Annotated in this window: 3 protein-coding genes; 2 read left to right on the plus strand and 1 reads right to left on the minus strand. The window is 32.6% G+C overall.

What is annotated here, in order from left to right; translation table 11 throughout:
* On the plus strand, positions 1–240 hold a 240-nt coding region (locus AC1DRF_RS29895; protein WP_477742560.1), incomplete at its 5' end, for a hypothetical protein.
* A gap of 95 nt (positions 241–335) precedes the next feature.
* Positions 336–620 (plus strand): hypothetical protein, encoded by a 285-nt coding sequence (locus AC1DRF_RS29900; protein ID WP_427076460.1) that lies wholly within the window; start codon positions 336–338, stop codon positions 618–620.
* A 44-nt stretch (positions 621–664) separates the two neighbouring features.
* Here AC1DRF_RS29900 and AC1DRF_RS29905 read toward each other — a convergent pair.
* Positions 665–919, minus strand: a 255-nt coding sequence (locus AC1DRF_RS29905; RefSeq protein ID WP_477742561.1) for a cupin domain-containing protein, incomplete at its 5' end; no start/stop codon positions are given.

The following is a 919-nucleotide window of genomic DNA, read 5'->3' on the forward strand; positions in this document are numbered from 1 at the left end:
AGCCCATACTTAATTAATGAACTTTATCAACTCCTATTCGAAAAGCGTCACATTTTAGCTTTTGTTGATGATATTGAATCATCCCTGTATGACTATATTGTGAATAAAGAAATGATGGATGCTAAAACGTATTATGGAGCTATTACACACGTAGCAAATCTTTTCGGCGAAACGCCTACATATATAAAATGCAAAATAAAAAAATATAGAGAGTCTTCGATTTCAAGTATCAGTGCCTAAAAGTTGCGCACAGCTGATTCAAATAAAAAGCAAAAAAGAAATCCTAGCACAAGGGTTTCTTTTTTGTACCACTAACATATAGGGAGGAAAATAAGATGAAGACATTTTTTATCACGAATCGCTATTCGTTTCTTGAAACGCAAGTAAATGAATACATGCAATCTTTACTGGTGAAAACGCCTGAACAAGTTATTTTATATTTTGAAAGACAAATTCGAAAGTATAAAATATATTTACAGAAAAAACATCATTATCCAGAGTGTATGGTTCAATCTATCCACCGTTTAATTGAAGAATATTCATTAAGTATCATTAAAGTGAAAAAGTATATTAGCTACCAAAACAAGCTGATGAATAAACAGCTATTAGAGCCGCAGTAAAACGAATCATTTTTTATGGTTCGTTTTACTGCGGCTCTGCCGTTTTACTCCTCATATTTTAGCAGTAAATGCAGAACAGCGGGACGATCTTCAAGATTTTTGTATGAGTGTATATGACTTCCTTCAAATTTTATAGAGTCAAATTGTTTTAGTTCGTATAGCTCTTCTTCTATTTTCATTTCAATTCTGCCTTCCATTACCGTTGCTACTTCAATTAATCCTTTATGATGAGGTTCGGGATAGTATGTAGCAAGAGGAGAAAGAAAGGCTCGGTACATTTCAATAGTTGAATCTATTTG

The organism is Priestia sp. P5_B4, assembly GCF_056400385.1.

Excerpts from the sequence above, each read along its gene's own strand:
- AC1DRF_RS29900 (WP_427076460.1), top strand. The coding sequence starts at position 336 with ATGAAGACATTTTTTATCACGAATCGCTATTCGTTTCTTGAAACGCAA.